A 23,331-nucleotide genomic window follows, 5' to 3' on the forward strand; every position below is an offset into this window, starting at 1 on the left:
GGCACGACGGCCCGCAGCCACGACGTGCCCCGTAAGGGGCGGGGCTCTGGTCGATTTGCGGCTACCGCCGCGTGGGCGCGATCGGCCCCCACCGGCCGCCGGGGTGGGATCCGGGCCGTCCGTCCCCTGGCGCAGGAGTCCGGGGCGCAGCCCCCGGAGAACGTCGGCCGGGGGGTACCCGACATCGGCCCACCTCACGAAGTGAGCTACCGCACAGCTGCCGTAGAGTTGAGGCCGGTCAGTATGCGACCGCGGCAGATCGGAAGGGCAGCAGGCGTGACCGTCGACGACACGGGCTCCGGCGAGGGCGCGGACGCCGCCGACTCCGGCGAGGACCCGCTCGCGCTGCGCCTCGAAGGCCTGATCCTCGGTGCCGAGCGCCGCTACACCCCGTTCCAGGCGGCCCGCAGCGCCGGCGTCTCCATGGAACTGGCGTCGAGGTTCTGGCGGGCCATGGGCTTCGCGGACATCGGGCAGGCCAAGGCGCTCACCGAGGCCGACGTGCTGGCCCTGCGCCGGCTCGCCGGTCTCGTCGAGGCGGGCCTGCTCAGCGAGGCCATGGCCGTGCAGGTGGCCCGGTCGACCGGGCAGACCACCGCCCGTCTGGCCGAATGGCAGATGGATTCCTTCCTGGAGGGCCTGACCGAGCCCCCCGAGCCGGGCATGACCCGCACCGAGGTCACGTACCCGATCGTCGAGCTGCTCCTGCCGGAACTGGAGGAGTTCCTGGTCTACGTCTGGCGCCGCCAGCTCGCCGCCTCGGCCGGCCGGGTCGTGCAGTCGGCCGACGACGAGGAGATGGTCGACCGGCGGCTGGCCGTCGGCTTCGCCGACCTCGTCGGGTTCACCCGGCTGACCCGCCGGATGGAGGAGGAGGAACTCGGCGAGCTGGTCGAGGCCTTCGAGACCACCGCCGCCGACCTGGTGGCGGCCCGCGGCGGCCGGCTCATCAAGACGCTCGGCGACGAGGTCCTGTACGCCGCCGACGACGCCGGCACGGCCGCCGACATCGCCCTGCGCCTGGTCGAGACCATGGCGCACGACGAGACGATGCCGGAGCTGCGGGTCGGCATGGCCTTCGGCACCGTGACCACCCGCATGGGCGATGTCTTCGGTACGACCGTGAACCTGGCCTCCCGGCTGACCTCCATAGCCCCCCGGGACGCCGTGCTCGTCGACTCGGCGTTCGCCGAGGAACTGATCCGCTCCGGCGAGGCCCCCGCCTCGGAGGCGGAGGCCGCCGAGGCCGCGGCCACCGCCGAGAAGGAGGGCGAGGAGCCCCCGACGTACCGCTTCGCCCTCCAGCCGATGTGGCAGCGCCCGGTACGTGGCCTGGGCGTCGTGGAGCCGTGGCTGCTCACGCGCCGGGAGGCTCCCCCGGCCGCTCCGTGACGTCCGCGTGGTCGTGCGGGTGAGGGAGGGGCGAGGGCTAGCCGACGGGCGTTCCCGGCAGGTCGACGCACAGGCCGATGAGCGGGGCGCAGAGGCCGGGGTGGGCGGGGGTGGACGGCTGGGGCGTGGCGGGGGGTGCGGTTCGGGGTGGTGGCGAGGTCGGCCGTGGGGTGGTCGAGGGGGCCGGTGTGTTGGGGGACTCGGGGATGGTGGTCGTACCCGGGGTGGCTGGTGCGGTGGACGGGGGCGTGACCGGCAGGGGTACGCGGGTGGAGACCGTCGTCGGTGTCGTGCTCACCCCACCCGCCACCGAGGTCGACGAGGGGCTCACCAGGGGAACGGTGGCGGCGGTGGCGACCGTCACGGCGGCGGGGGCCGACCGGCCCGTCCCGGTGCCCGGATCCAGCCGGGGTTCGGCCTCGGCGGCGCTGGGGCCGCCCGCGCCCGGACCGACGCTCACGCGGACGAGACTCAGGGCCCCGGCGGCCAGCGCGATACCGCCTGCGACGAGGAGCCCCCTGCGGGGGCGGGGGCGGCGGTGCCGGCCTCGGGGGTGAGGGGTGAAGCGGCGCGGGCCGGCCGGGTCGGTGTGCGCCGGGGGCCGGGCCGCCGTGGGCGCCGGTCCGGTCCGTGCCGTCGGCTGCTGCCCGGTGCGCGTGGCCGACGTCGGCTGTGGCGGCGGTGTCGGCTGTGTCGGCTCTTCGGCCGTGAGGTCGGTGTCTGGCGTCGGCTGCGTCGACGTCTCGGTCATCACGATCCCTCCCCGATGCGCTCGCGCCCCCGATGCGCCGTGGCGTGCGCACGGTATGCGCTCCCCTGGGGGGTCCGGGGGGACTTGGGCGGGATGTCACTCGAACGGGTTGCCGGGGCGTCGGTGCGGGAACCGGACGGCTGCCCTTTCCCGTTCACGACTCGACTGCGATGATCGGGTCCAGGCTGTTAACCCACGTTAACCGGAGGGCGTGTCGTGAGCGAGGAGCGGTTCGGGGAGTTCGTGCTGGTACGACGGCACGGCCAGGTCGCGGAGCTGGTACTGGACCGGCCCAAGGCCATGAACGCGGTGTCGGCGGAGATGGCGCGTTCGATCGTGGCCGCGTGCGCCGCGCTGGGCGCCGACCGGGAGGCCCGGGTGGTGGTGCTGACCTCCTCGCACGAACGGGCGTTCTGTGTCGGCGCCGACCTCAAGGAGCGCAACTCCATGAGCGACGCGGAGCTGGTCCGGGCGCGGCCGCTGTCGCGCGGGGCGTACACCGGCGTACTGGAGCTGCCGATGCCGACGATCGCCGCCGTGCACGGCTACGCGCTCGGCGGGGGCTTCGAGCTGGCGCTGTCCTGCGATGTGATCGTGGCCGACGGCACGGCCGTGGTGGGGTTGCCGGAGGTGTCGGTGGGGGTGATTCCGGGCGGCGGCGGTACGCAGCTGCTGCCCCGCCGGGTCGGGGCGGCCCGCGCGGCCGAGCTGATCTTCACCGCGCGCCGGGTGGAGGCGGCGGAGGCGCATGAGCTGGGCCTCGTCGACCAGCTGGTGGAGACGGGGCAGGACCGGGACGCGGCGCTGGCGCTGGCGGCGCGGATGGCGGGGAACTCGCCGGTGGGGCTGCGGGCGGCGAAGCGGGCGCTGCGGCTCGGACACGGGCTGGACCTGCGGGCGGGGCTGGAGGTCGAGGACGCGGCATGGCGGACGGTGGCCTTCTCGGGAGACCGTGCGGAGGGGGTCGCGGCCTTCAACGAGAAGCGGAAGCCGGAGTGGCCGGGGGAGTGAGGTGCGGGTGGCCGGCCCGCGGCGAAACAGGTCGTCACAACACCTGTTCGCCGCACTCATGTCCCGAATGCGCCCAATCCTCCCTAATCTGGAGTAATGGGTGAGGACAACCGGCTCGCCGCCGTCGTGACGCTGGCGCAGGGCATGGCCGCGGCCCACACACCGCACGAGTGCTGGCACGCCGCCGCGGTCGGCGCCTGCCGTGCCCTGGACGGCAGCTTCGGCGCGCTCTCCGTCTGGGAGCGCGACCTCGGCCGGCTGCGGGTCCTCGTGAACGTCGGGGAGCGCGCACCGGACGAGGAGGAGTTCCCGGAGGCCGAGGCCTACCCGGTGCACCAGTTCCCGGAGATCACCGAGTTCCTGCACGAACGCTGGGCGGGCGGCGGCGGCCCCAACGCCTGGGTGGAGACGGCGGAGGGTCCCGCGGCCGGCCGACCCGGCTACTCGCACCAGCGGGTCGACGCCCTGCGCCGCAGGGGCCGCGGCTGCTGTCTGGTGGCACCGATCCTGCTGCACGGCAGGGCCTGGGGCGAGCTGTATGTCGCCCGCGCCGTCCATGCCCCCGTCTTCGGCCGCGGCGACGCCGACTTCGCCACCGTCCTGGCCTCCGTCGTCGCCGCCGGGATAGCCCAGACCGAGCGGCTCGAGGAGGCCCGCCGACTGGCGTACACCGACGCGCTCACCGGGCTCGCCAACCGCCGTGCCGTCGACGTACGCCTGGACGAGGCGATCGACCTGCACCGCGCGGACGACGCCGTGGTCAGCCTCGTCGTCTGCGACCTCAACGGGCTCAAGCGGGTCAACGACAGCCAGGGGCATGCCGTCGGCGACCGTCTCCTCGAACGTTTCGGCTCGGTCCTCTCCCTGTGCGGGGCGATGCTCCCGGGCGCCCTGGCCGCGCGGCTCGGCGGGGACGAGTTCTGCCTGCTCGCGGTCGGGCCGCCGGCCGACGACGTGGTCAAGGCCGCCGAGGAACTCTGCCGCCGGGCCGGGGAGTTGGAGCTGGGGGAGGGGGTCGCGTGCGGGGTGGCCTCGACCGCGGACCCGATCGGGCCGGTGCGCTCGGCCCGCCGACTGTTCCGGCTCGCCGACGCGGCGCAGTACCGTGCCAAGGCGCTGCGCGCGGACCGGCCGGTGGTGGCCGGGCGGGAGGGGCCGGACGATCCCGTCGTACGTCTGGCCGACGCGCCCCCGCCGGAGCGGGCCGAGCGGCGCAGTTTCCGGGGCCGGCGGTCATGACCGTACGGCTGTGACGCAGAACCTACGGAGAAGTAAGGGGCAACCCGGTACCCCACTAGTGACAGCAGCCGCATTCACTGCGTACGCTCCTGAATATGGATATGCACACTGTGGTGGTGGGGACGTCCGGTGTCACCGCGTCCGACGTCCTCGCCGTGGCGCGCGGCGGCGCCCGCGTCGAACTGTCGGCGGAGGCGGTCGCGGCGCTCGCGGCGGCCCGGGAGATCGTGGACGCGCTGGCGGCCAAGCCGGAGCCGGTCTACGGCGTCAGCACCGGATTCGGCGCCCTCGCGACCCGGCACATCAGCCCGGAACTGCGGGCCCAGTTGCAGCGCAACATCGTGCGCTCGCACGCGGCCGGCATGGGGCCCCGGGTGGAGCGCGAGGTCGTACGGGCCCTGATGTTCCTGCGGCTGAAGACCGTCTGCTCCGGACACACCGGTGTGCGTCCCGAGGTCGCCCAGACCATGGCCGACGTGCTGAACGCCGGTATCACCCCGGTCGTGCACGAGTACGGCTCCCTCGGCTGCTCCGGCGACCTGGCCCCGCTCTCCCACTGTGCCCTCACGCTGATGGGCGAGGGGGACGCGGAGGGCCCGGACGGCGTCGTCCGCCCCGCCGGTGAGCTGCTCGCCGAGCACGGGATCGCGCCCGTCGAACTCCGCGAGAAGGAGGGGCTCGCGCTTCTCAACGGCACCGACGGCATGCTCGGCATGCTGGTGATGGCCCTCGCCGACCTGGACATGCTCTACAAGTCCGCCGATGTCACGGCCGCGTTGAGCCTGGAGGCGCTGCTCGGTACGGACAGGGTGCTGGCGCCCGAGCTGCACGCGATCCGCCCGCATCCCGGGCAGGGCGACAGCGCCGCCAACATGCTCGCCGTGCTCAAGGGCTCCCAGCTCACCGGGCACCACCAGGACGACGCGCCGCGCGTCCAGGACGCGTACTCGGTGCGGTGTGCTCCGCAGGTCGCCGGGGCCGGGCGGGACACGCTCGCGCACGCGCGCCTGGTCGCCGAGCGGGAGCTGGCGTCGGCCGTCGACAACCCGGTCGTCCTGCCCGACGGACGGGTGGAGTCCAACGGCAACTTCCATGGCGCGCCGGTCGCCTACGTCCTCGACTTCCTCGCCATCGCGGTCGCCGACCTCGGGTCCATCGCCGAGCGGCGGACGGACCGGCTGCTGGACAAGAACCGCAGCCACGGGCTGCCGCCGTTCCTGGCGGACGACGCGGGCGTCGACTCGGGCCTGATGATCGCCCAGTACACGCAGGCGGCGCTGGTCAGTGAGCTGAAGCGGCTCGCCGTCCCGGCGTCGGCCGACTCCATCCCGTCCTCGGCGATGCAGGAGGACCATGTGTCCATGGGGTGGTCGGCGGCGCGCAAGTTGCGGACGGCCGTGGGGAATCTGGCGCGGATCATCGCCGTCGAGCTGTACGCGGCGACCCGGGCGATCGAGCTGCGGGAGGGCCTGACGGCGGCGCCGGCCTCGCTGGCGGTGATCGAGGCGGCGCGCTCCGCGGGGGTGCGGGGGGTTGGTCCTGACCGGTACCTCGCGCCGGATCTGGCGGCCGCGGAGGAGTTCGTGCGGACCGGCGCGGTTGTGGAGGCCGCGGAGAAGGTGACCGGGGCGCTGCGGTAGGTCGTCGGGTGCGGGTGCGTGGGGGCCGGTCGCGCAGTTCCCCGCGCCCCCAAGACGCGCAGTTCCCCGCGCCCCCGGATGCGGAGTTCTCCGCGCCCCCGGATGCGGAGTTTCCCGCGCCCCCAAGACGTGCAGTTCCCCGCGCCCTCAAAGGGGCGCGGGGAACTGGGTGTTACTTCAGCTTCGTCGACTGGGCCTTGATCACCGGGGTCGGTACCGTGTACGTCTTTCCGGACATCATCGCGCCGATGTTCATCGTGTAGTACGTCGCGAGCGTGTTGCCGTGGCGTACCACCTCCGCGTGCAGCGGGCCCTTGTCGCCGTCCATCTCCGTGACCGCCGTGAACGCCACCGACTCGTCGCCGGTGCCCGAGGGCTTGGTCGCCGTGACCTGCGTGACCTTCTGTTCGTCGCCGGCCGTGCCGCCCGTGAAGCCGCTCGCGCACTCCTTGACCGCCGCCGAGAGGGCCTTCAGCGCCTGCTGTGCGCCGTTCCCGTCGTACGACGACAGGTCGAGGGACGTGACGTTCAGGTTGAGGGAGTCCTTGAGCGCGGCCTCGAACTTTCCGTCGGCCATGTCGTCGAGGGAGGTCGCGTCGTCGGTCGGGTCCTTCTTGTCCTCGCGGACCGTGCGGCCGATCTCCGCGGGCGCGTCGGCCGGTGCGAGGCCGGTGAGGACGTAGGCCAGCGGGCGGCACTTCTCGTCGCTCGTCTTGATCTTGCTCCGGACCGGTGCGGCCGCGCCGATCGCGTTGACCTTGTAGCCGTCCACCTCGCCCTGCGCGAGGATCCGCTGCTTCAACTGCGCGGTGCTCAGCGCCTTGACCGTGGAGGCGGAGTCCGCGGTGGCGGCCGTGTCCTTCGAACCCCCGTCGGAGCAGCCCGTGATGAGGGCGAGGGACAGTGCGCCGCCGGCGGCGAGGGTGCACATCCGCACGCCCGATGATCTCTTCATGAGAGGACTGTGAGTCCTCGGTCAAGGATCGGTCAAGTTGTTTAAAATTCCAGCCGTTCCCGGCGCACCGAATACACCACGAACCCCGCGCCGACGGCGAGGAAGAGGGTGCCGCCGATGACGTACGGCGTGGTGTCCGGGCTGCCGGTGTCGGCGAGTTGGCCGGCGTCCCCGGTCGCCTCGGTGGTGGCCTCGGACAGCGCCCTGGCCTGCTGGGTGACCCGCGTCGCCGTACTCTCCGACGTGCCGGTTCTCGCCGGGGTGTCCTGCGACGCGTGGGCGGACGGGACGAACCACAGCGCACACAGGAGCGTGCCTGCGGCGGTGGCGGTCAGCAGCGGGCGGCGAACGGATGACACGGAATATCGATCCCCTTGTGACGCTGGCGAATTGGCCGTGTGGGGCGATGTTAGTGAAAATCGCGGGTCACGGGAAAGTCACGGGAGGTTTCGGTCGTACGCTCCGGGCATGAGCACTCCAGAGACATCACGTTTTGTGCGGCTTCGGGTGGAGCTGGTCCTCGAAGTCGAGGACGCCGACGAGGTCACCAAGGCCGCGCTGCAGCGGATCGCCGAGGACCCCGAACTGCCCGGCGAGGAGCGTGCGCACGCCGAGACCGCTGTGACGGAAGACACCGCCGAGGCCCTCGCCTACCTGGTCGACCCGTTCGACCTGGTCAGCGAGGTGCCCGGAGTCGAACTCCAGCAGGCCTCCTGGTCCAGCGAGCACGTTTCCTACGATCCGGATTCGCCGGACTGGGACCTCGACGAGGATGATGGCGAGGGCGACGAAGAAGAGGACGACATCGGCTGAACGATCCGGGGAACCAGTGACCCCGGACGGCAACCGCCGTCCGGGGTTTCGTCGTCTCGGACAGCGCACGGACCGACCCCTGCCGCACCGGCCGCCCCGGCGGACGTGGTGTGCCCCACACCTCCCTGGAATGTGGAACGGGACGCAGCGGCCGTAGCGTTGAAGGTTCTTGACGGGGACTCTCGGTTTGTTCGCGGACTCGGCAACGATGGAGAAGCGTGTGATGACGGACAGTAAGCGGCGCAAGGGCCTGGTGGCCGCGTCCGCACTGCTCGGCGGTGTGCTGGTGCTCACGGCGTGTTCCGGAAGCGACGACAAGGCGTCCGGCAGCGGTGAGAGCTCGCAGGCCCAGTCGGACCAGGCGGCGGCGAAGAAGTCGTCCAAGGCCGACATCGCGATCACGCCCAAGGACGGCTCCAGCAACGCGTCCATCAACAACTCCGCCGCCGTCACCGTCAGCAAGGGCACGCTCACCAGCGTGACCATGACCACCGCCGACGGCACCGCGGTCACCGGCGCCCTGTCCGCCGACAAGACGACCTGGAAGCCCTCCGCCCAGCTGGAGCGGTCCACCACCTACAAGGTCGCCGCCGAGGCCAAGGACTCCGCCGGCCTGGTCGCCCACGAGAACGCGTCCTTCACCACGGTCTCCCCGACCAACAGCTTCATAGGCACCTTCACGCCGGAGGACGGCTCGACCGTCGGCGTCGGCATGCCCGTGTCGATCAACTTCGACAAGCAGATCACCGACAAGGCCGCCGTCCAGAAGGGCATCACGGTCACCTCCAGCAGCGGGCAGGAGGTCGCCTGCCACTGGTTCTCCACCCAGCGCATGGACTGCCGTCCCGAGGACTACTGGAAGGAGAACTCCACCGTCACGCTGAAGCTGGCGCTCGACGGTGTGCAGGGCGCCTCCGGTGTCTACGGCGTCCAGCAGAAGACGGTCACCTTCCACATCGGCCGCAACCAGGTCTCCTACGTCGACGCCAAGACCAAGGAGATGAAGATCACCCAGGACGGCAAGACCGTCAAGACCATCCCGATCTCGGCGGGTTCGCCCGAGAACAAGACGTACAACGGCATCATGGTGATGTCCGAGAAGTTCAAGGAGACGCGCATGAACGGCGCGACCGTGGGCTTCACCGACAGCGACGGCAAGGGCGAGTACGACATCAAGGACGTGCCGCACGCCATCCGCCTCACCAGCTCCGGCACCTTCCTGCACGGCAACTACTGGGGCGCCAAGTCCATCTTCGGTGCCGTGAACACCAGCCACGGCTGCGTCGGTCTGTCCGACACCAAGGGCGCCAACGACACCAGCACGCCCGCCTACTGGATGTACAGCCACTCCATCGTCGGTGACGTGGTGGTCATCTCCAACACCGGCGACAAGACCGTGGCCCCCGACAACGGCCTCAACGGCTGGAACCTGAACTGGGCCGCCTGGAAGGCCGGTTCGGCCGTCTGACACACAGTCGCCACACAGCTCGCCGATGCCGCCCCCAGGGGCGGCATCGGTATTTCCGGGGCCCGGCACAGCCTTCTCATGCTTCTCTTATTTCGGCCTTATCGAGCCATCACGGTGTGTCCCTACCTTGCGGTCATGTTCTTCACCTACCTGAGGCGCGAACTGCGCCGCCGCAGAAAGGCGGCTCTCGTCGTCGCCTCCGGCCTCGCGCTGGGTATCGCACTGGTCATCGTGGTCAACTCCGTGTCCAACGGCATGGGGAAGGCGCAGGACAAGGTCCTCCAGTCGCTGTACGGCCTGGGTACGGACATGACCGTCACCAAGGCCGCGTCGGCGACCACGAGCGCCTCCCAGCGGCCCCGCTTCAACTTCGACGCGCAGAACAACGGCTCGTCGAGCACGCAGAGCAGTGACCGCGTCATGGTGCAGGGTTTCACCACCCTCGCCTCCACCACCGTCACCAAGGTCGGCGGCCAGAAGGGCGTCGCGACCGCGGTCGGCGGACTGAACCTCAACGTGGTCAAGATCAGCGGCCAGTTCACCCGGGGTCAGTTCCAGCAGGACCAGGGCTCCGGCGGCACCGGAGGCAGCCGCGGCGGGGGCGGCACCGGTCAGCCGCAGGGTGAGGTCCAGGGCGGCGGAGCCAACTTCGACGTCAACTCGTACTCGGTCTACGGCACCGACGTCACCCAGACCGGGATCGGCCCGCTGACCTCGTCGAAGATCACCAGCGGCCGTACCTTCAAGACGACCGAGACGAACGCCAAGGTGCTGGTCGCCGACTCGGCGTACGCCAAGGAGAAGAAGTACAAGGTCGGTTCGACCGTCACCATCAACAAGGTCAAGTACACGATCATCGGCATCGCGACGGCCGACAGCGGTGACGCGGCGGCCAACCTGTACATGCCGCTGAAGCAGGCGCAGACGCTCGCCGACGAGAAGAACAAGGTCACCACGATCTACGTCAAGGCGACCGACTCCAAGCAGATCTCGGCCGTCAAGTCGACCATCCAGAAGAACGTCTCGGGTACGACGGTCACCACCTCCGCCGATCTCGCGGACACCGTCTCCGGCTCCCTCTCCACGGCGTCCTCGCTCGCCACCAACGTCGGCAAGTGGCTGTCCATCGCGGTGCTCGTGGCCGCGTTCCTGGTCGCCGGACTGCTGACCTCCTCGGCGGTCTCCCGCCGGGTCCGCGAGTTCGGCACGCTGAAGGCGCTGGGCTGGAAGTCCCGCCGGGTCACCGGGCAGGTCATCGGTGAGGCCATGGTCAACGGCCTGGTCGGCGGCGCGCTCGGCATCGCGCTCGGTCTGGCGGGCGCGTATGTCGTCACCGAGATCAGCCCGACCCTGGACGCCTCCCTCGGCAGCGGTGGCGGTGGCGGCAACGCCGGCGGCGGGGGCGGCTTCGGCGGTGGCGGTGGCGGTGGCTTCGGCGGCGGGCGGCAGGCCGCGAAGACGCTGGAGGTCGCCCTGACGGCACCGGTCAGCGTGACGACGATCGCGGTGGCAGTGGGGCTGGCGGTGGCCGGCGGCCTGATCGCGGGCGCGTTCGGCGGCTGGCGGGCGTCGAGGCTGCGGCCTGCGGACGCGCTGCGGCGCGTGGAGTAGCCGGCGCCGGTTGTGGCTGGGGCGGGGGGTGTCGCTTACCGGCGCTTGCAGGGTGCCTCCCCCAGAGGGGGTACCCCCAGCGCCCACCCTCCCCCACTCTCGGCTTCGCTCGAGCGGGGGGGGGACCCCCATCGCCCAAGCGGCACGACTGCCCGCAGCTGAGTGAGCTGACAGGACGCCCGCAACTGCAGCGCCCCGTAAGGGGCGCGGGGAACTGCGCGATCAGCCCCCACCCACCCGCAGCCGACGACGAAACCGCCCCACCCCGAACCCTCCAGGAGCCACCATGTACGAACTCAGAAGCGTCACCAAGCTCTACTCCCGCGGCAAGGACACCGTCCGTGCCCTCGACGGCATCGACCTCACCATCTCCGACGGCGACCGCCTGGTCATCCAGGGCCCGACCGGCGGTGGCAAGTCCACCCTCCTGCAGATGCTCGGCGGCCTGGACCGGCCGACCTCCGGCGAAATCGTCCTGGACGGCACCGACCTGGCCAAGCTCTCCGAGACCAAGCTGACCCGGGTCCGCAGCGAGAACATCGGTTTCGTCTTCCAGTCCTTCAACCTGATCCCGACGCTCACCGCCCAGGAGAACGTCGAGACCGCCCTCGTCCCGCTCGGCGTCAAGGCCAAGGAGCGGCGGGAACGCGCCGCCGAGGCGCTGACGTCGGTGGGTCTCGGCGAGCGCCTCGGCCACCTGCCCGGCGAGATGTCGGGCGGTCAGCAGCAGCGCGTCGCGATCGCCCGGGCCCTCGTCAAGCAGCCCAAGGTGCTGCTCGCCGACGAGCCCACCGGCAACCTCGACGAGAGCATGCGCGATGAGATCATGGACGTACTGGAGCGCATGTGGAAGGAGCACGGGCTGACCTTCATCATGGTCACCCACGACTCCGCGATCGCGAAGAAGGCCCCCCGGCTGGCGACCATCCGCAAGGGCAAGATCACCGTCAAGGAGAACGCGGGCGCGTGAGGTGCGTCACGGGCTGACGGCGCCTAGCACCGAACTCCCGCGCACAACCGCGCAGTTGGGTAACAGTGTCCGCCCCGGCGCGTAACAGTTCTCCTGCACATCTCTTACCGGTCTCTCATCTCTTGAGACCGCTGATCGCCCCCCGGCATACTCCGTATTCCGGGGGGTTGACGTATATGCGTACGGGACTGCCTCCGGCCGGGTGAATGGGGATTTCGCCCGGTACACCGTCTCCCAGGGGGAGTCTTGCGCAGACAAGTGAAAAGAGCTGCCGCGGCCACGGTGGCCACGGCGGCAGCCGTCGCCCTCGCCGCAGGCATGACCAGCCCGGCGTCGGCGAAGCCGGAGCAGCGCGCCGCCACGGCCGCCGCAGCCGCCTCATCGATCGCCGGCCGGCACCACGTCACCCTGATCACCGGTGACCGGGTCGCCCTCGACGCCAAGGGCCGGGTCGTCGGCCTGGAACGGGCCGAGGGACGCGAGCACATACCCTTCCAGATCCGCAAGGCCGACGGGCACACCCTCGTCGTCCCCGGTGACGCCGTCCAGCTGGTCTCCTCCGGCAAGCTGGACCAACGGCTCTTCGACGTCACCGAGTTGAACAAGGCCGCGACCCGCAAGGCCCAGAAGAACGGCCTGAAGGTCATCGTCGGGTACCAGGGCGCCGCCGGCGCCGCCAAGGCCGACGTCCGCGACGCGGGCACCCTGCGGCACACCCTCAAGACGCTCAACGCCGACGCCGTGCAGACCCCGGTCAAGGACACGCCGGAGCTGTGGGACGCGGTCACCAACGGGGACAAGGCCGCCGCCGGCATCGCGCACGTCTGGCTCGACGGCGTCCGCAAGGCCAGCCTCGACAAGTCCGTGCCGCAGATCGGCGCCCCCAAGGCGTGGGCGGCCGGCTACAACGGCAAGGGCGTCAAGATCGCCGTCCTGGACACCGGTGTGGACACGACCCACCCGGACCTCAAGGACCAGGTGATCGAGTCCAAGAACTTCACCGCGGCCGCCGACGCCTTGGACCACTTCGGCCACGGCACGCACGTCGCGTCCATCGCGGCGGGCACCGGCGCCAAGTCGCACGGCAAGTACACCGGCGTCGCGCCCGGTGCGAAGATCCTCAACGGCAAGGTCCTGGACGACACCGGCTCCGGTGACGACTCCGGCATCCTGGCCGGCATGGAGTGGGCGGCGGCCGAGGGCGCCGATGTCGTCAACCTCAGCCTGGGCGGCTACGACACCCCGGAGATCGACCCGCTCGAAGCCGAGGTGAACAAGCTCTCCAACGAGAAGGGCATCCTGTTCGCGATCGCCGCGGGCAACGAGGGCCCCGAGTCCATCGGTTCGCCGGGCAGCGCGGACGCCGCGCTCACCGTCGGCGCCGTCGACGGCAACGACAAGCTCGCCGACTTCTCCTCCACCGGCCCCAGCGCCGAGGGCACCATCAAGCCGGACGTCACCGCGCCCGGCGTCGACATCACCGCGGCCGCGGCCAAGGGCAGTCTCATCGACCAGGAGGTCGGCGAGAACCCGCCCGGCTACTTGACCATCTCGGGTACGTCGATGGCGACCCCGCATGTCGCCGGCGCCGCCGCGATCCTGAAGCAGGAGCACCCCGACTGGGGCTACCAGCAGCTGAAGGCCGCGCTGACCGGCTCCGCCAAGGGCGGCAAGTACACGCCGTTCGAGCAGGGTTCGGGCCGTATCGCCGTCGACAAGGCCATCAAGCAGACCGTGGTCGCCGACCCGGTGTCGGTCAGTTTCGGTGTGCAGCAGTGGCCGCACACCGACGACACCCCGGTCACCAAGCAGCTCACTTACCGCAACCTCGGCACCAAGGACGTCACCCTCAGCCTCTCGGCGAGCGGCACCGACCCCAAGGGCGCGGCGGCCCCGGCCGGCTTCTTCAAGCTGGGCGCGACCAAGGTGACCGTCCCGGCGGGCGGCACGGCCGCCGTCGACGTCACCGTGAACACCAAGCTGGGCGGCACCCTGGACGGCGCCTACTCGGCGTACGTCACGGCGACCGGCGACGGCCAGACCGTCCGTACGGCGGCCGCGGTGCAGCGTGAGGTGCAGTCGTACAGCGTCACCGTCAAGCACATCGGGCGCGACGGCAATCCGACCGGTGTCTATGACACCGCGCTGCTGGCTTACTCGGGCCTCGGCGACGGTCGCGCCTACACGGTGCCGACCGCGGATTCCGGGACCACCACGATCCGGGTGCCGAAGGGCACGTACCTGCTCGACGCCTGGATCGCGAAGGACTTCACCACCTTCGACGGCGGTCTCGACTGGCTGGTCCAGCCCAAACTGAGCGTCACCCATGACCTCACGGTCACCGTCGACGCCCGCACCACCAAGGCGGCCGACATCACCGTGGCGGACGCGCAGGCGAAGCCGAGCTTCGCGACCATCGACTACATGTACGACCCGGCGGGCATCGGGTTCGGGGTCGGCTTCGACACCTTCGACAAGATCCGGATGGCCCCGCTGGGCGGCGAGGTCGCGAGCGGTCTGACCCAGACCTGGAGCGGCCAGTTCACCAAGGGCGCGAGCGAGGAGTACGACGTCGCCACCAGCGCCCAGGTCAAGAAGATCCAGGGCGACAAGGTCCGGCACTTCAAGACCGGCGAGTTCGCCACGGTCAAGAACAGCCTCGGCGGCTCCGCTCCCGGCAAGACCGGCTCGGTCAGCCCGTGGGGCATCATCGGCGAGGACATGGTGATGGGCGGTGAGGTGGAGCAGAAGCTGCCCAGCTCCCGCACCGTCCACGTCTCCACCGTCGACGGGGCCCTGTGGGGCTTCGACTTCACCCAGTTCAGCGGCCACGACGCCCAGGGCCTGCCGATCGCGGACGCCTTCTACACGAGCGACCCGCAGCCGTACAAGGCAGGCAAGAGCTATCAGAACACCTTCAACAGGGCGATCTTCGGCCCGCATCTGACCAGCGACTTCGGTCTGTACCGCGAGGCCAACCAGATCTCCGGCTTCGTCCCGCTGTTCTCCGACAGCGCCAAGCACGCCGGGTCCTCCGACTTCCTGTCGGTGAACACCACCCTGTACCGCAACGGCACCAAGGTGGGCTCCAACAAGGACCCGCTGTTCGGCGGCGACGCCTTCACCGTGCCGTCCGCCGACGCCGAGTACAAGCTGACCACCTCGGTCATCCGCTCGGTCAAGGTCGCCGCCGCCTCCACGCGGATCGACGCGAGCTGGACCTTCCGCTCGAAGAAGCCGACCGGCGGCGTCCCGGCCAAGCTCCCGGCCTCCACCGTCCACTTCGGCGCCAACACCGGGTCGGACAGCCGCGTCGAGGCGGGCAAGAAGGTCACCTTCCCGGTCACCGTCGAGGGCTCGGCCGCCGGCCGCAACCTGAAGTCCCTCTCGGTCTACGTGTCGTACGACTACGGCAAGACCTGGAAGAAGCTGACGGTCAGCCACGGCAAGATCACCGTCAAGAACCCGGCCAAGGGCAAGGCCATCTCGTTCCACGCCAAGATCGCCGACAAGAAGGGCAACAAGTCGACGATCTCGATCTACAACGCGTACTACGCCAAGTGAGCCGTAGCCGCTGAGTGGATCCACAGCGAGCGGCCCGTCGGAAGCGCGGCTTCCGGCGGGCCGTTCCCCATGCCCGGGGTCAGGTCAGGGGGCGGCGACCCGGGTCGCGTCCGTGCCCCAGCTGGCCAGCAGCCGCAGCGCCTGAGCCGACGCCGAGCCCGGCTCCGCGTGGTACGTGACCAGGGACTGGTCCGGGTCGTCCGGCATCCGGAACGACTCGTAGCTGAGGTACAGCTCGCCCACCAGGGGGTGGTGCAGCCGCTTCACCCCGTGGCTCTTCTCCTTGACGTCGTGCGTCGCCCACAACCGGCGGAACTCCTCGCTCTTCACCGAGAGCTCGCCGACCAGCGCGGACAGCCGGGTGTCGTCGGGAAAGCAGCCCGCGTCCATGCGCAGCAGACAGACGATGTCGATCGCCTTCTGCTCCCACTCGACGAACAGATCGCGGTACTCGGGCCGCAGGAACACCAGCCGCGCCCAGTTGCGCTCCGTGACCGGCAGCTCCGACCAGTCACCGAAGACCGCCGCCGCCATGCCGTTCCACGCCAGGATGTCCGAGCGGCGCCCCCCGACGTACGCGGGCACGCCGTCCATCGCCTCCAGCAGCTGACCCAGCGCCGGACGCACCTGCTGCGGCCGTGACGACGTCTTCTTCTTGTGCTGCTTGCCCTTGGCGAGGTGCATGAGATGCGCGTGCTCGGCATCGGAGAGCCGCAGCGCACGGGCGATCGCGTCCAGCACCTCCGCCGACACGTTCCGCCCGTTGCCCTGTTCGAGGCGGGTGTAGTACGCCACCGACACCCCGGCCAGCTGGGCCAGCTCCTCGCGCCGCAGCCCCGGCACCCTGCGGTGCCGCCCGAAGTCCGGCAGCCCCACGTCGCCGGGGCGCAGCCGGGCCCGCCGGGTGCGCAGGAACTCGCTGAGTTCGGCACGCCGGTCCAGGGGCGAGGAGGGGGAGGTCGGGGGCTGCTCTTCCATACCTCCAGTATTCACGGTCGTACGCACGGAAAGCTGACCCCGCCAGTGGTAGGCACGCCAGACGTACGCAGAGGCGAGGGCTGGGTGGCGGACGTAGCGTGGAGGAGCCTGGACGGGTGCCCGGGAGAAGGCGACCGGGTACGCCTACACCCCTAGGAGAACCCCCCTCATGACCACTGTTGCTGCTTACGCCGCGCCCGCCGCGAAGGCCCCGCTGGAGCGGACCACGATCGAGCGGCGCGCGGTCGGTGAATTCGACGTCCTGATCGACATCGAGTTCGCCGGTATCTGTCACTCCGACATCCACCAGGCCCGCGAGGGCTGGGGTACGGCGATCTTCCCGATGGTGCCCGGTCACGAGATCGCGGGCGTCGTCTCCGAGGTCGGCCCGGGTGTCACGAAGTACGCGGTGGGGGACCGGGTGGGCGTCGGCTGCATGGTCGACTCCTGCCGCGAGTGCGACAACTGCAAGGCCGGTCTCCAGCAGTACTGCACCGGTGGCGGTCCGACCTGGACGTACAACGCCGTCGGCAAGGACGGGCAGCCGACCTACGGCGGCTACTCGCAGAAGATCGTCGTCGACGAGAACTACGTCGTCCGCATCCCCGACGGCCTCTCCCTCGACGTCGCCGCCCCGCTGCTGTGCGCCGGCATCACCACGTACTCCCCGCTGAAGCACTGGAACGCGGGTCCCGGCAAGAAGGTCGCGGTCGTCGGCCTCGGCGGCCTGGGCCACATGGGTGTCAAGATCGCCGCCGCCCTCGGCGCGGAGGTCACCGTCCTGTCCCAGTCGCTCCGCAAGAAGGACGACGGCCTGAAGCTGGGCGCCACGGACTACCGGGCGACCAGCGACCCGAAGACCTTCGATGACCTCAAGGGCACGTTCGACATCATCCTCAACACGGTGTCGGCGCCGCTCGACTTCGACGCGTACCTGTCGCTGCTGCGCACCGACGGCGCGATGGTGAACGTCGGCATCCCGGAGGAGCCGGTGCACATCCTGCTCTCCTCCGTCTTCGGCAACCGTCGCGTCCTGAGCAGCTCCGGCATCGGCGGTATCCAGGAGACCCAGGAGATGCTGGACTTCTGCGCCGAGCACAGCCTGGGCGCCGAGATCGAACTGATCAACGCGGACCAGGTCAACGAGGCCTACGAGCGGGTCGTCAACAGCGACGTCCGCTACCGCTTCGTGATCGACACGGCGACGATCTGACTCCTGCGGATCACTTCCGTCTGCCGAGGAGATAGAGCAGGTAGGGACCGCCGACCAGGGAGGTGAGCGCACCCACCGGGATCTCCAGCGGAGGTACCAGGGTGCGGGCCACCAGGTCGGCGGTCACCAGCACCAGGCCGCCCGTCAACGCCGAGCAGACCAGCGGCAGCTGAGGCGTGCGGGTGAGCCGCCGGGCCAGCTGCGGCGCGGTCAGCGCGACGAACCCGATCGGCCCGGCGGCCCCGGTGGCGGTGGCGGCGAGCACCACGCCGAGGAGCGTGAGGCCGAGGCGGGCCCGGTCGACGGGGAGGCCGAGGGCGGCGGCGGTGTCGGGGTCGAGACCGAGGGGCCGCGCGGCCCGCGCCGCCCACACCAGCCCCGGCAGGGCGAGGACGAGTACGACGGCGAGTGGGCCGGCCTGTTCCCAGCCGCGGCCGTTCAGACTGCCGGTCAGCCAGAGCTTGACCTGCTCGGCCGCGTCCAGCTCGCTGTCGGTGAGATACAGCTGGACGACGGCGGACAGCGCGACGCCGATACCGACCCCGGTGAGCACGAAGCGGCTGGGCTGCATGCCGTGCCGCCAGGCGAGGGCGTACACGAGAGCGGCGGCGGCCAGTCCGCCGCCGACGGCCACGAGCGGCATCGCGCCGGGCGCGGCGACGGCTCCGGTGGCCAGCGCGAGCACGGTCGCGGCGGCGGCGCCGTGCCCGACGCCGATGACGTCGGGGCTGGCGAGCGGGTTCCGGGTGACGGTCTGTACGAGCGCCCCGGCGAGCCCGAGGCAGACACCGACGAGGGCGCCGAGCACGATCCGGGGCACCCGCAGCTCGTTGACGACCAGGTCGTAGGGGGTCTGGTCACCGCGGAGGGTGTGCCAGACGTCGGCCGGGGGGATGTAGGTCCGGCCCAGGGAGGCGGAGGCGGCCATGGCGAGGAGGAGGCCGAGGAGCAGCGCGAGGGCGACGGTCATCGACCGTCGGTGGAGGAGGAGGGAGAAACGGGGGTGGGGGCGCAGCACGAACGTCCCTGCGGGCCGGTGGGGGCGCAGCACGAGTACCCCTGCGGGCCGGTGGGGGCTGGTCGCGCCCCGCGGCGGAGCCGCAGATCGGTACAGCCCCGCGCCCCTGAAGGGGCGCTGCCCAGCCGCCTCCTCTTCAGCCACCCAGCTGCGGGCAGGTGTGCCGCAGGGCGGCACGGGTGGGCGCGGCGGCACCCGGCCGGCGCCGGTGGGCGTCCCCACCCCCTCGCCCCCACCCCGGGTACGCCTCACGCCACGGCTCCTTTCCTCCGTACCAGCCCCACCAGCACCGGCACCCCCACCAGCGCCGTCATCACCCCGGCCGGCACCTCCGCCGGAGCCCGTACCACCCGGCCCAGTACATCCGCGGCGAGCAACAGCCCCGCCCCCAGCAGCGCCGACAGCGGCAGCACGCGCGCATACCCCCCGCCCCGCACCACCCGCCGCGCCAGATGCGGCACCACCAGCCCCACGAACGCGATCGGCCCGGCCGCCGCCACCGCGGAAGCGGTCAGCAGCGTGGCCCCCAGCGCCGCGCATCCCCGTACGACATGCACCCGATGCCCCAGCGCCCGAGCCGTCTCGTCGCCCAGTGCCAACGCGTCGAGCCCCCTGGCACAGGCCAGCACCAGCCCCGCCCCCACCGCCAGAAACGGCAGCATCCGCACGACCGACCCGGGGTCCCGCCCGCTGAGCGCCCCCACCTGCCAGAACCGGAACTCGTCCAGCGTGGCGGAGCTGGAGGTGAGGACGACCGTCGTCGCCCCCGCGGTCATCGCGGACAGGGCCGTACCGGCCAGCGCCAGCTTCACCGGCGACGCCCCGCCCCGCCCGCGCGAGGCGATCCCGTACACCAGGCAGGCGGCGAGAACGGCGCCGGTGAAGGCGTACCAGACGTAGGCCCCGAAGCCGTACGCGGAGCCGCCGAGGACGATGGCGAGCACGACCCCCGCCGCCGCGCCCTGGCTCAGCCCGAGGATCCCGGGGTCGGCGAGCGGGTTGCGGGTGACCGCCTGGAGCGCGGCACCGGCCAGCCCGAGCGCGGCGCCCGCGGTGAGGCCGATCTCGGTGCGGGGCAGCCGCAGGGAGCGCACCACGAGCGCGTCGGGTGAGTTCCCGCCGTGCAGCAGGGCGTCGAACACCGTCGCCGGCGGTACGGCTCGGGTGCCGACGGCGAGGCTGAGTACGGCGACGACGGCCACCACGAGGGCGGCCGTCGGCCAGACGAGGGCGCGGCGCACTTACCGGAGGCGCTCGGCGAGCTGTCGTACGACCAGACGCGCGGCCGTGGGACCGGCGTTGAGGTACCAGGGGTCGTCGTCGACCTGCACGGTGTGACCGGCCTTGACCGCCTTCATGGACTTCCACAGCGGCCCGGCCAGGGTGCTCGCCGCGTCGGTCTTGGCGGCGTCGCCCTGCACGGAGTAGAAGATCCAGTCACCGTCGGCGACATCGACCTTCTCGGCGCTGATGTCCTGCGAAATGGCGTTGAACTGCTGGGACTTGGGGCGGGAGAGCCCCATGTCGACGGCTATCGAGCCGGTGAAGGAGGAGACGCCGAACATCCGGGTGCGGTCGGGCGTGAAGCGGACCATGGACACGGTGGTGGACGGGTCGAGGGCGGTGCCGCTCTTCTTCGCGTTGTCGACGATGTCGTCGAGGAGTTCCTGCGCCTCCTGTCCCTTGCCGACGGCGTCCCCGACCAGCAGCAGGTCGCGCTTCCAGTTGATGCCCTGGCCGGCGGTGACCACGGTGGGCGCGATCTTCGACAGCTGGGGGTAGAAGTCGCCGAGCGAGTCGTTGATCAGGATCAGGTCGGGCTTGGCGGCCGCCAGCGACTCCAGGTTGGGCGCGTTGCGGGTGCCCACGTCGGTCATCGCGGCGAGCTTCTTCTTGTCCTGCGGGAAGGCGTCGGCCAGGTAGTCGGGGACGAGCCCGGCGTTCTCGGCGCGGGTGCCGGCGGTCGGGACGATGCCGAGGGTGAGCAGGTCGTCGAGCTGCCCGGTGGAGAGCACCGCGATCCGCTTCGGCTGCGCCTTGATGGTGGTCCTGCCCTCGAAGTGGGTGACCGTGCGCGGGAAGAGGCCGTCGGTCTCGGTGTCCGAGCCCATGCCGTCGGCGACGGCGCTCGGCGCGGCGGAGGGGCCTTCGGAGGCGCCGGCGACCTTGTTGACGGTCCCGTCGGCATGCGACGCACCGGCATCGTCGTCAGCGGCGGAGGAACCGCAGCCGGCCAGCAGGCCGCCCACCACGGACACGGCGGACACGGCCAGGACGGCCTTCATTCTCGACGCACGCACAACCAGGTCTCCCGATCAATGGCTAAGGCAAGCCTTACCTTAACCGGTGCCGGGAGTACGTTGGACAGGAGGAGGTCCCACGATGACCGTGAACCTGAACCACACCATCGTCGCCGCGCACGACAAGCACGCGTCGGCGAGGTTCCTGGCCGACATCCTCGGTCTCGAAGTCAGCCCGGAATACGGCCCGTTCGTCCCGGTCGCCCTGCCGAACGGCGTCACCCTCGACTACATGGAGAGCCCCGGGAACATTCCGCCGCAGCACTACGCCTTCCTGGTCTCCGAGGACGAATTCGACGAGATCTTCACCCGCGTCCGGGACACCGGCCTCACCTACTGGGCCGACCCGCACCACAGCCGCCCCGGCGAGATCAACACCAACGACGGCGGCCGCGGCACCTACTTCGACGACCCCAACGGCCACCGCCTGGAAATCCTCACCCGGCCCTACGGCAGCGGCGGCTGACCCAGCGACACGGACTCCCCGGGCGCGTACGACCGTACGACCGCACCCGCTCCGTCACCACCGGACGGCCGTACGACATGCACGCGCCCACGCCCGCCGACCAGGCCCCGCTCGTCCGCCACCGTCAGCACGGTGTTCTCGTCGATCGCGACGCCGTACGGCACCCAGCCGCGTGACACGGCCGCGACCAGCCGGCCCAGCGTGCCCCACTGCGCCGCGTGCACCTCCACCGCGAAGGGCACCAGGCCGAGGCCCGGCCGGACCTCGACCTCGTCCAGGTCCTCCGCGGTGTCCGGCGGACAGACCGGCGCGCCGTCCACCAGCCAGCCGCCGACCACGGCCCGCCGGGCGGCGAGAACGGCACCGGCGGAGAACCCGGCGTAGGGGATGCCGTGCTCGGCGAGCACCTCGGGCAGCAGCTCCAGACAGCCCGCGAACGCGTCCTGATAAGCGGGCGTGAGCCCACCGCACACCAGCACCCCGTCCAGCCCGTCCTTCAACGACCCGGGCTCGAACCGCCCTCCGACCGGCACGAGCAGCGGCACCGGAACGCACTGCCCGGCGGCCCGCAACGCCCCCGCATACCGCGCGAACTGCTCCGCCCCGTCCCCCTCGTCGACGATCAGGCATCCGATACGACGGCTGCCCCCACCCGCGGCCCGCAGCAGCGGCTCGTACACCTCGGGCGCGTCCCAGCCTCCCCCGACGAGAAAGACCCCGCTGGTCAGGGTCCGGGGTTCGCCGTGGCGGCGGTGCGGCGCGGTCACCCGCGCAGGCCCTTCAGCCCGTCCTGCGCGGCCATGACCAGCTCGATGGCCCGGTTGTCGGCCGCCGGTTCACGCATCTGGTTCGTCACGTAGGCGATCGCCATCCGCTCGTCCGGGTCGACCCAGACCAGCGCGCCGCCCCAGCCGCCCCAGCCGAGGGCGCTCCCGAAGAGGCCGTAGCCCAGGCCGTACCGGGAGGGCATGCCCAGGACCCGGTCGTCACCGTCGAACTGCACCTCCCGGGCCCGTTCGCACCCCGCCGGCGACAGCACCCGCACCCCGCCGACGGTTCCGCCGCAGGCGAGCAGGGACTGCACGAGGGCGATGGCCCGGGCGTTGCCGAAGCCGCTGGCCGCGGGGATCTGGGCGCGCCGCCAGGCGATGCTGTTGCCGTCCCGGACGCGCAGGGTGGCGACGCCGGCGCGTTTCGTGTCGCTGTCCCGTGCGGCGGCCGCGTAGTCCTCGTCCTTGCCCGGCGGCGGCACGGTGAGCGCCACCCGCCGGTCGTGCTCGGCACCCAGCCCGATGTGGAAGTCGGCGCCCAGCGGCCCGGCCACCTCGGCGGCGAAGAACTCGCCCAGGCTCCGACCGGTGATCCGGCGCACCACCTCACCCACGAGGAACCCCTGGGTGAGCGAGTGATACCCGGCCGCCGTCCCCGGCTCCCACTGCGGAGCCTGCCCGGCGAGCCGGGCCGTGGCCGACGTCCAGTCGTACAACTCCTCCGTCGGCCCCTCCCAGTCGGGCAGCCCGGCGGTGTGCGAGAGCAGATGCCGCACCAGCACGCCCTCCTTCCCCGCCGCGGCGAACTCGGGCCAGTACCGGGCGACCGGCGCGTCGGGATCCAGCTCACCCCGGTCGATCAGGACGAGCGCGCACAGCGCGGTCATCGTCTTGGTCACGGAGAACACGTTGACGATCGTGTCCCGCTCCCACGGCACACTCCGGCCCGCGTCGGCGAACCCGCCCCACACGTCGACCACGGCCTTCCCGTCCACGAAGACGGCGACGGCACCTCCCACATCCCCCTCGTCCAGCAGTCCGGAGAGCATGGTGGGCACAGCGGCGAACAGCTCGTCGTAGGAGCCGTGAATGTCGGCCATACGGGCCATTCAGCCCGCCGGCAGACGGCGACGCAACCCAATTCCCGGCGCGGATCCCAGGCGACCTCGACC

General features: G+C 71.3%; 20 protein-coding genes. 11 read left to right on the forward strand and 9 right to left on the reverse strand.

What is annotated here, in order from left to right; all coding sequences use genetic code 11:
* The first annotated feature begins 276 nt into the window (after window positions 1–276).
* Complete coding sequence (locus ACZ5K7_RS14910) at window positions 277–1,392, forward strand: adenylate/guanylate cyclase domain-containing protein (protein WP_351693007.1); 1,116 nt, start codon at window positions 277–279, stop codon at window positions 1,390–1,392.
* 37 nt (window positions 1,393–1,429) lie between these two features.
* Here ACZ5K7_RS14910 and ACZ5K7_RS14915 read toward each other — a convergent pair whose 3' ends face one another.
* A complete protein-coding gene (locus ACZ5K7_RS14915) occupies window positions 1,430–2,143 on the reverse strand; it encodes a hypothetical protein (protein ID WP_468913547.1) in 714 nt (237 codons plus the stop codon).
* Window positions 2,144–2,359: 216 nt separating this feature from the next.
* Between ACZ5K7_RS14915 and ACZ5K7_RS14920 the strand changes: the two genes are divergently transcribed.
* The 3 genes from ACZ5K7_RS14920 (at window position 2,360) to hutH (ending at window position 6,033) form a co-directional block, all read left to right on the forward strand.
* Window positions 2,360–3,154 (forward strand): enoyl-CoA hydratase/isomerase family protein, encoded by a 795-nt coding sequence (locus ACZ5K7_RS14920; protein WP_468913549.1) that lies wholly within the window; start codon window positions 2,360–2,362, stop codon window positions 3,152–3,154.
* Between the two features lie 96 nt (window positions 3,155–3,250).
* A complete protein-coding gene (locus tag ACZ5K7_RS14925; protein ID WP_351692998.1) occupies window positions 3,251–4,393 on the forward strand; it encodes a GGDEF domain-containing protein in 1,143 nt (380 codons plus the stop codon).
* A 101-nt stretch (window positions 4,394–4,494) separates the two neighbouring features.
* Window positions 4,495–6,033, forward strand: coding sequence for a histidine ammonia-lyase (hutH, locus tag ACZ5K7_RS14930; RefSeq protein ID WP_450972232.1), 1,539 nt, complete (start codon window positions 4,495–4,497; stop codon window positions 6,031–6,033).
* Window positions 6,034–6,205: 172 nt separating this feature from the next.
* On the opposite strand, the gene ACZ5K7_RS14935 is transcribed toward hutH, so the two are convergent.
* Window positions 6,206–6,988 (reverse strand): hypothetical protein, encoded by a 783-nt coding sequence (locus ACZ5K7_RS14935; RefSeq protein ID WP_468913552.1) that lies wholly within the window; start codon window positions 6,986–6,988, stop codon window positions 6,206–6,208.
* Window positions 6,989–7,029: 41 nt separating this feature from the next.
* On the reverse strand, window positions 7,030–7,347 hold the full coding sequence (locus ACZ5K7_RS14940) for a hypothetical protein (RefSeq protein WP_351692992.1): 318 nt from the start codon (window positions 7,345–7,347) through the stop codon (window positions 7,030–7,032).
* Window positions 7,348–7,456: 109 nt separating this feature from the next.
* Between ACZ5K7_RS14940 and ACZ5K7_RS14945 the strand changes: the two genes are divergently transcribed.
* From ACZ5K7_RS14945 to ACZ5K7_RS14965, 5 genes are all read left to right on the forward strand, one after another.
* Complete coding sequence (locus ACZ5K7_RS14945; RefSeq protein WP_351692990.1) at window positions 7,457–7,801, forward strand: hypothetical protein; 345 nt, start codon at window positions 7,457–7,459, stop codon at window positions 7,799–7,801.
* Window positions 7,802–8,024: 223 nt separating this feature from the next.
* Entirely contained in the window at window positions 8,025–9,269 is a 1,245-nt protein-coding gene (locus ACZ5K7_RS14950; protein WP_468913557.1) for a L,D-transpeptidase, read from the forward strand.
* 135 nt (window positions 9,270–9,404) lie between these two features.
* Window positions 9,405–10,880 carry an ABC transporter permease gene (locus ACZ5K7_RS14955; RefSeq protein WP_468913560.1) on the forward strand — a complete coding sequence of 492 codons (1,476 nt, stop codon included), beginning with the start codon at window positions 9,405–9,407 and terminating at the stop codon, window positions 10,878–10,880.
* Between the two features lie 286 nt (window positions 10,881–11,166).
* Window positions 11,167–11,850 carry an ABC transporter ATP-binding protein gene (locus ACZ5K7_RS14960; protein ID WP_351692981.1) on the forward strand — a complete coding sequence of 228 codons (684 nt, stop codon included), beginning with the start codon at window positions 11,167–11,169 and terminating at the stop codon, window positions 11,848–11,850.
* A gap of 258 nt (window positions 11,851–12,108) precedes the next feature.
* Window positions 12,109–15,414, forward strand: a complete 3,306-nt coding sequence (locus ACZ5K7_RS14965) for a S8 family peptidase (RefSeq protein ID WP_468913563.1) — start codon at window positions 12,109–12,111, stop codon at window positions 15,412–15,414.
* 84 nt (window positions 15,415–15,498) lie between these two features.
* Here ACZ5K7_RS14965 and ACZ5K7_RS14970 read toward each other — a convergent pair whose 3' ends face one another.
* Entirely contained in the window at window positions 15,499–16,392 is an 894-nt protein-coding gene (locus tag ACZ5K7_RS14970) for a helix-turn-helix domain-containing protein (protein WP_351692975.1), read from the reverse strand.
* Between the two features lie 169 nt (window positions 16,393–16,561).
* Between ACZ5K7_RS14970 and ACZ5K7_RS14975 the strand changes: the two genes are divergently transcribed.
* Window positions 16,562–17,605 (forward strand): NAD(P)-dependent alcohol dehydrogenase, encoded by a 1,044-nt coding sequence (locus ACZ5K7_RS14975; protein ID WP_468913566.1) that lies wholly within the window; start codon window positions 16,562–16,564, stop codon window positions 17,603–17,605.
* Window positions 17,606–17,615: 10 nt separating this feature from the next.
* Here ACZ5K7_RS14975 and ACZ5K7_RS14980 read toward each other — a convergent pair whose 3' ends face one another.
* The 3 genes from ACZ5K7_RS14980 to ACZ5K7_RS14990 all read right to left on the reverse strand — a co-directional run bounded on the left by ACZ5K7_RS14980 (window position 17,616) and on the right by ACZ5K7_RS14990 (window position 20,908).
* Entirely contained in the window at window positions 17,616–18,656 is a 1,041-nt protein-coding gene (locus tag ACZ5K7_RS14980) for a FecCD family ABC transporter permease (protein ID WP_468913569.1), read from the reverse strand.
* A 215-nt stretch (window positions 18,657–18,871) separates the two neighbouring features.
* A complete protein-coding gene (locus ACZ5K7_RS14985) occupies window positions 18,872–19,864 on the reverse strand; it encodes a FecCD family ABC transporter permease (protein ID WP_351692966.1) in 993 nt (330 codons plus the stop codon).
* Window positions 19,865–20,908 carry an ABC transporter substrate-binding protein gene (locus tag ACZ5K7_RS14990; protein ID WP_468913909.1) on the reverse strand — a complete coding sequence of 348 codons (1,044 nt, stop codon included), beginning with the start codon at window positions 20,906–20,908 and terminating at the stop codon, window positions 19,865–19,867.
* Between the two features lie 97 nt (window positions 20,909–21,005).
* Between ACZ5K7_RS14990 and ACZ5K7_RS14995 the strand changes: the two genes are divergently transcribed.
* A complete protein-coding gene (locus tag ACZ5K7_RS14995) occupies window positions 21,006–21,389 on the forward strand; it encodes a VOC family protein (protein WP_351692960.1) in 384 nt (127 codons plus the stop codon).
* Here the strand turns inward: ACZ5K7_RS14995 and ACZ5K7_RS15000 are convergent.
* Both ACZ5K7_RS15000 and ACZ5K7_RS15005 read right to left on the reverse strand, forming a co-directional pair.
* Window positions 21,371–22,156, reverse strand: coding sequence for a type 1 glutamine amidotransferase family protein (locus ACZ5K7_RS15000; RefSeq protein WP_468913573.1), 786 nt, complete (start codon window positions 22,154–22,156; stop codon window positions 21,371–21,373). The genes ACZ5K7_RS14995 and ACZ5K7_RS15000 overlap by 19 nt on opposite strands.
* Complete coding sequence (locus ACZ5K7_RS15005; protein ID WP_468913576.1) at window positions 22,153–23,259, reverse strand: serine hydrolase domain-containing protein; 1,107 nt, start codon at window positions 23,257–23,259, stop codon at window positions 22,153–22,155. Before ACZ5K7_RS15005 ends, ACZ5K7_RS15000 begins: the two co-directional genes overlap by 4 nt.
* Window positions 23,260–23,331: the final 72 nt, after the last annotated feature.

This window comes from Streptomyces sp. NPDC031497 (genome assembly GCF_055580905.1).